Origin of the sequence: Flavobacterium sp. (assembly GCF_044339515.1) — a bacterium.
Taxonomy (GTDB): domain Bacteria; phylum Bacteroidota; class Bacteroidia; order Flavobacteriales; family Flavobacteriaceae; genus Flavobacterium.
The window spans coordinates 43694-50225 of sequence record NZ_JBIIVK010000024.1 but is presented as its reverse complement, the minus strand read 5'-3'; the positions used below and the strand labels follow the sequence as shown (position 1 = coordinate 50225).

Here is a 6532-nt window from a genome sequence, read left to right as displayed (position 1 = left end):
GGAACTAGCATTACGAACAGTCTCTAATGACCAATGACACAAAATAGCTTTTATCTTTCTCTTTCTTCTGTTGAAATAAATTTATAAAATTTTCAAAGAACTTCCTCTTGCAAACATAGGATGACAAAATTGTTTGAAAACTGGGACTGAAAACTGCTAACTTAGCACTGACGCCTAGCCCCGATTGTAATGGAAAGCACGGCTTGTTGGGTTTGTGTAAGGCTTGCTTTGCCAAAGCGACCAACGGAAGCTCTTGGCAGAGCTTAGCCGAACCAAACCCAACAAACGGACTTGGAATGAAAAGCGGGAAATAGCTTCAAAAAAAAAACAGCCATTTACCGAAGTAAACAGCTGATTTTTTCAATATAAGATACGATTAATCTAAATTTTTAATCCTCTCTAAAAAGGAGTAATTTTCTTTTATTTTATAATAATACTTAGATGTTTGAGGATTTTTAATCATTTCATCATTGTTTATGATGTCATTATGAAAATCGTCATTAATCGAATAGTTAAGTATTAAATTTGCATTCTCTTTAACAAATTTCGGATCATTGGATTTTAAGGCTTCTAATGCATTAAAAAGTAAACAGTATCCTAAATATTTTGACTCTACTAAGTCATTTACGTATTGTTTTACTTTTTTATTGTAAACTTCACTTTCTTGGTTAGATTTTAATAATCCAATCAAGTCTTTCTGAGACAAAATTATATAAGCTAAATTTTGCTTTTCGGCAGCTGTTAACTCATCTTTATAAAGCTTATCAAAATCTTCCCATGAATAATTTATGTTTACTAACATCTTTTCAACTTTTTGAAATATTTCAGATTTGACATTTACCTCTGCTTCTGAATTTAAATAGGGTAATTGACCTTTATAATCAAATTCATTTATTTCATAAAATGACTTGTGAGTCTCTATTTTTTTATTCAATTCATCATTTTTGATTTCTGATGTGTTTTTATCTTCATTACATGACGATAAAACTATTACAAAAATTAAAAAACAAACAGATTTTGAAATTGATGATAAATTTGTATAATTCATAATTATCTTTTTTAAAATTTAACAACTCATTGTAAATGATTGCGTGACACCTTGATCTATAATTACAGTTCTTTTGCCCGGTCCTCCCATAGCTATAGCATATGAAACGTTGCCATTTTGTGGTCTTTGACAAGTCGTGCCGTCTGGTTGAGACCATGCATAAGCATATCCAACTATCGTAGTCGAACCATCGGAATTACTGAAAGAATTTGCACATGATATTGTACAAACCTGTGCGTTTAAAGTTAAACTTAAACACATAAGACTTAATAAAAAAAATCTCTTCATATTGGCTAATTTTAAAATTAGCCTTAAAGAAAAAAAAAAAAAAGGAATTTCCAAAAAAAATGTAAAAAAAATCGCCTTAAAAAATTAAGACGATTCAATATTTATAATAAACATAAATTATTACGATCCGCACATTTCACAATCTTCCGGATCGGCGTTTTTGGCCATTTCGATCATGGCTCGGTATTCTTCTTGCGTCATTTCGACCGGTTCGTTTAAAACCGCAATTGATTCTAATTTTTTGGTCACAATTGGTTGCTCAATTACTTCTACCGGTTCTGCTTTTTTGTCATTATTTAAGGTGAACTTAATTGCATCAACGGCTGATTTTGTTCGCAAATAATACATTCCGGTTTTTAGACCCGATTGCCAAGCGTAGAAATGCATTGAGGTTAACTTGGCATAGGTTGCTCCTTCCATAAACAAGTTCAGGGATTGTGATTGGTCAATGAAATACCCACGTTGACGTGACATATCGATGATGTCTTTCATACTCATTTCCCACACGGTTTTGTATAAATCTTTGATGTCTTGCGGAATACCTTCGATGTTTTGCACAGAACCGTTGTGACGCATGATTTCTTGTTTCAACGTATCGTTCCACAAACCGAGGTTTACTAAGTCTTCTAATAAATGCTTGTTTACGACGATAAATTCACCGGAAAGCACTCTTCTGGTGTAAATATTAGATGTGTACGGTTCGAATGCTTCGTTGTTTCCTAAGATTTGCGAGGTAGAAGCGGTTGGCATTGGAGCGACTAACAATGAGTTTCTCACACCGTGTTCTACTACTTCTTTTCGTAAACTTTCCCAATCCCAACGACCTGATAAATCGCTGTCTTTTAATCCCCAAAGATTGTATTGAAATTCTCCTTGCGAAATTGGCGATCCTTTGAAAGTGGAATACGGTCCTTCTTCTTTTGCCATTTCCATGGATGCGGTTACGGCTGCAAAATAAAGTGTTTCAAAAATATCTTGGTTCAATTGTTTTGCTTCGTCGCTGGTGAACGGTAAACGCAATAAAATGAAAGCATCGGCCAACCCTTGCACACCTAATCCAATTGGACGGTGTCGCATATTTGAATTTTCTGCTTCAGGAACCGGATAATAATTTCTGTCGATTACGCGGTTTAGGTTTCGGGTTACTCGCTTGGTTACTTCAAATAAGCGTTGGTGATCAAACTGACCGTTTTCCACAAACATTGGCAATGATATAGAAGCTAAATTACATACGGCAATTTCATCCGGTGCGGTATACTCTAAAATCTCCGTACATAAATTAGACGAACGAATGGTTCCCAAATTTTTCTGGTTTGATTTTCTGTTGGCTGCATCTTTGTACAACATATACGGCGTTCCGGTTTCGATTTGTGACTCTAGGATTTTCTCCCATAGCTCACGGGCACGAACAGTTTTTCTGCCTTTCCCGGCGGTTTCATAGGAAATATATAACGCCTCAAATTCGTCTCCATACACATCACAAAGACCCGGACATTCGTTAGGACACATTAACGTCCACGTAGAATCTTCCTGCACACGTTTCATGAACAAATCGGATGTCCACATGGCAAAGAATAAATCTCTGGCACGCATTTCTTCTTTTCCGGTATTCTTCTTTAAATCTAAAAATTCAAAAATATCAGCATGCCACGTTTCTAAGTAAATGGCAAAACTTCCTTTTCTTTTTCCACCACCTTGGTCTACGTAACGAGCCGTATCGTTGAAAACACGCAGCATCGGAACGATTCCGTTAGAGGTTCCGTTGGTACCACGAATATAAGAGCCGGTTGCACGAACATTGTGAATAGAAAGTCCGATTCCACCCGCAGATTGCGAAATTTTCGCGGTTTGCTTTAAAGTATCGTAAATTCCGTCAATGCTATCGTCTTTCATTGTTAATAAGAAACAAGACGACATTTGCGGTTTTGGTGTACCGGCATTAAATAATGTAGGTGTGGCGTGTGTGAAGAATTTTTTTGACATCAATTCGTAGGTTTCTTTCACGGCTTCAATGTCATTCAAATGAATTCCCACTGAAACACGCATCAACATATGTTGTGGTCTTTCAACAATTTTCCCGTTTATTTTTAGCAAATAGGAACGTTCTAATGTTTTGAAACCGAAATAATCATAATTAAAATCTCTGTTGTAAATAATCATAGAATCTAATGCTTCTGCATTGACCATGATAGCTTCATACACCTCATCAGAAAGTAATGGTGATTTTTGTCCCGTACGTGGATTCACGTAGTGGTACATATCGGACATGGTTTCTGAAAACGATTTTTTGGTGTTTTTGTGTAAGTTAGAAACAGCAATACGTGCCGCTAACTGAGCATAATCCGGATGAGCAATCGTCATCGAAGCGGCAGTTTCTGCGGCTAAATTATCTAATTCTGATGTAGTTACACCGTCATACAATCCTTCAATCACTCGCATGGCGACCTTTACAGAATCAACCAAATCATTTAAACCATAGCACAGTTTTTTAATTCTATCTGTGATTTTGTCAAACATTACCGGTTCTTTGTGACCGTCTCTTTTTACTACATACATACTGTTACATGTTTTTAAAACAGAAAATCCCTTTTCTGTTTTAGGTTATTTGTTAGTTGAATTTGGGAAGCTAATCCCGGTTTTGAATCCTTCAAGGGTTTGAAACCCTTGAAGGATTATCTTTTAAAAATCGGCGTCGAAGCTAATTTTTTGTGCATCAGAATCCGTGTTCATTACACCTGCTTTTTGGTATTCTGCCACGCGTTTTTCAAAGAAATTGGTTTTTCCTTGTAGCGAAATCATATCCATAAAATCAAATGGGTTGGAAGAATTATAAACTCTTTCGCATCCTAATTCTACTAATAATCGGTCGGCCACAAATTCTAAATATTGTGTCATCAATGTCGCATTCATCCCAATTAAACTCACCGGAAGTGATTCCGTAATAAATTCTCTTTCGATTGTTAATGCATCGGTAATGATTTCTTTGATTCTGGCTTTAGATACTTTGTTTACCAAATGATGGTTGTGCAAGTGAACAGCAAAATCACAGTGAACACCTTCGTCACGTGAAATTAATTCGTTAGAAAAGGTCAATCCCGGCATTAAACCGCGTTTTTTCAACCAGAAAATAGAACAGAATGCACCGGAAAAGAAGATTCCTTCCACAGCGGCAAAAGCAATTAAACGTTCAGCAAACGAATCAGAACCAATCCATTTCAAAGCCCAATTGGCTTTCTTTTGAATAGCAGGAAACACTTCAATAGCATGAAATAATTGGTCTTTTTCTTTTTCGTCTTTCACATAGGTATCAATCAACAAAGAATAGGTTTCGCTGTGGATGTTCTCCATCATAATTTGAAAACCGTAGAAAAATTTTGCTTCCGGATATTGCACTTCGTTCACAAAATTTTCAGCTAAATTTTCGTTTACAATTCCGTCTGAAGCGGCAAAAAAGGCTAAAATGTGCTTGATGAAGTATTTTTCATCTGCACTTAATTTTGTATTCCAATCGGATAAATCTTGGTGTAAATCAATTTCTTCTGCGGTCCAGAAACTTGCTTCCATTTTTTTGTACCATTCCCAAATGTCATGATGTTTAATGGGGAAAATCACGAATCTGTCTTTATTTTCTTGCAAAATTGGTTCTACTGCTGCCATCTTTTTCTTTTTTAAGTATTTTTGAGGATTATTATTTGGTAATTGAGAGTTACAAAGATTGTAATTCAATTTGGTAAATGAAAGTCAAACTTATTCACAATTGGGGATAGTTTTTAACAACGGTTAGTTTTTTTCCTACTTTTAAAATTATCTTTTAATAAGCTAATAAACAAGCACTTAAAAACCTACTTATTAGCGGTCACGAAGTAAATTTGATAATTTTTAGGAATTATTGGGAAGGAAATTTGGAGAAAAACTTACTTCTCTTTTTGATATTCTTCACCCACTTTTTCGAGTTCATGGTACCACTCTTCACCGAATTTTCGGACGAGTGCTTCTTTAACAAATTTATACACCGGTACTTCCAATTCTTTACCTAAAGAACAAGCCGGACTGCAAATATCCCAACGGTGGTAATTCACTGCTGCAAAATCGGAGAAATCTTTTACTCTAATTGGATACAAATGACAAGAAACGGGTTTTTTCCAAGAAACTATTCCTTGGTTGTAGGCCTGCTCGATACCACACAAGGCTGTTTTTCCGTCAAAAATAACGTAAGCACAATCTTTTCCGTCAATTAACGGTGTTTCCAATTCGCCATCTTCGCCTTTAATCCAATTCCCTTGACTTTCAATTGCTTCGATTCCTTCTTTCCGGAGAAAAGGTTTTACTTTCGGATAGATCTCTTCTAAAATTTTTGTTTCTTCTTCACTCAAAGGTGCACCGGCATCGCCATCAACACAACATGCTCCATGACAAGCAGTAAGATTACAAACGAATTCTTTTTCAAGAATTTCTTCCGAAACGATAGTTTTACCTAATTGAAACATTTTAAAGATGCAAGGTTTAAAGGCACAAAGGTACAAAGGTTTCCGATAAACTGATTGTTATAATTTATCGTATTTTATGGAAAAGCCGTTTTAAAACTTTAATTTTGCCACAAAATTGGAAAATATGGAAATTGATTTGAGAGAAATTTTTACGGCTACCATGGTACTTTTTGCAGTGATTGATATTGTAGGAAGTATTCCCATTATTATTGATTTACGTCAAAAAGTAGGTCATATTCATTCTGAAAAAGCCTCGTTAGTGGCTGCCATCATGATGATTGCTTTTTTGTTTGTGGGAGAAACAATCCTTAAATTAATTGGTATTGATATTAACTCTTTTGCAGTTGCCGGTTCATTTGTACTTTTCTTTTTGGCTTTGGAAATGATTTTGGGCATTAAATTATACCGTGATGAAGAAACAGGCTCCACTTCTATTGTGCCTATCGCTTTCCCGTTGATTGCCGGTGCCGGGACGATGACGACAATACTTTCTATACGAGCGGAATTTCAAACGATAAATATCATTATCGCCATTATTCTCAATATTGTTTTGGTATATGGCGTTCTAAAATCATCGGCTAGAATTGAACGTTTTCTCACCAAAAATGGTCTGAGTGTCATTAGAAAAGTCTTTGGCGTTGTGCTACTTGCTATTGCTGTTAAATTATTTGCAGCGAATGTTAAAGGTCTTTTTGTATAGGTTGATAAA

At 35.5% G+C, this 6532-nt stretch carries 5 protein-coding genes; 1 reads left to right on the top strand and 4 read right to left on the bottom strand.

Going from position 1 to position 6532, the window contains the following annotated elements:
• Positions 1-376: 376 nt before the first annotated feature.
• The 4 genes from ACIQ0M_RS08440 to ACIQ0M_RS08425 form a co-directional block, all read right to left on the bottom strand.
• On the bottom strand, positions 377-1048 hold the full coding sequence (locus tag ACIQ0M_RS08440) for a hypothetical protein (RefSeq protein WP_396151410.1): 672 nt from the start codon (positions 1046-1048) through the stop codon (positions 377-379).
• A 408-nt stretch (positions 1049-1456) separates the two neighbouring features.
• Entirely contained in the window at positions 1457-3892 is a 2436-nt protein-coding gene (locus ACIQ0M_RS08435; RefSeq protein ID WP_396151409.1) for a ribonucleoside-diphosphate reductase subunit alpha, read from the bottom strand.
• A 123-nt stretch (positions 3893-4015) separates the two neighbouring features.
• On the bottom strand, positions 4016-4993 hold the full coding sequence (locus ACIQ0M_RS08430; protein WP_396151408.1) for a ribonucleotide-diphosphate reductase subunit beta: 978 nt from the start codon (positions 4991-4993) through the stop codon (positions 4016-4018).
• Positions 4994-5250: 257 nt separating this feature from the next.
• Entirely contained in the window at positions 5251-5823 is a 573-nt protein-coding gene (locus ACIQ0M_RS08425) for a DUF3109 family protein (RefSeq protein WP_396151407.1), read from the bottom strand.
• A 124-nt stretch (positions 5824-5947) separates the two neighbouring features.
• Here ACIQ0M_RS08425 and ACIQ0M_RS08420 point away from each other — a divergent pair, with 124 nt between their 5' ends.
• Complete coding sequence (locus tag ACIQ0M_RS08420) at positions 5948-6523, top strand: MarC family protein (RefSeq protein WP_396151406.1); 576 nt, start codon at positions 5948-5950, stop codon at positions 6521-6523.
• Positions 6524-6532 lie beyond the last annotated feature (9 nt).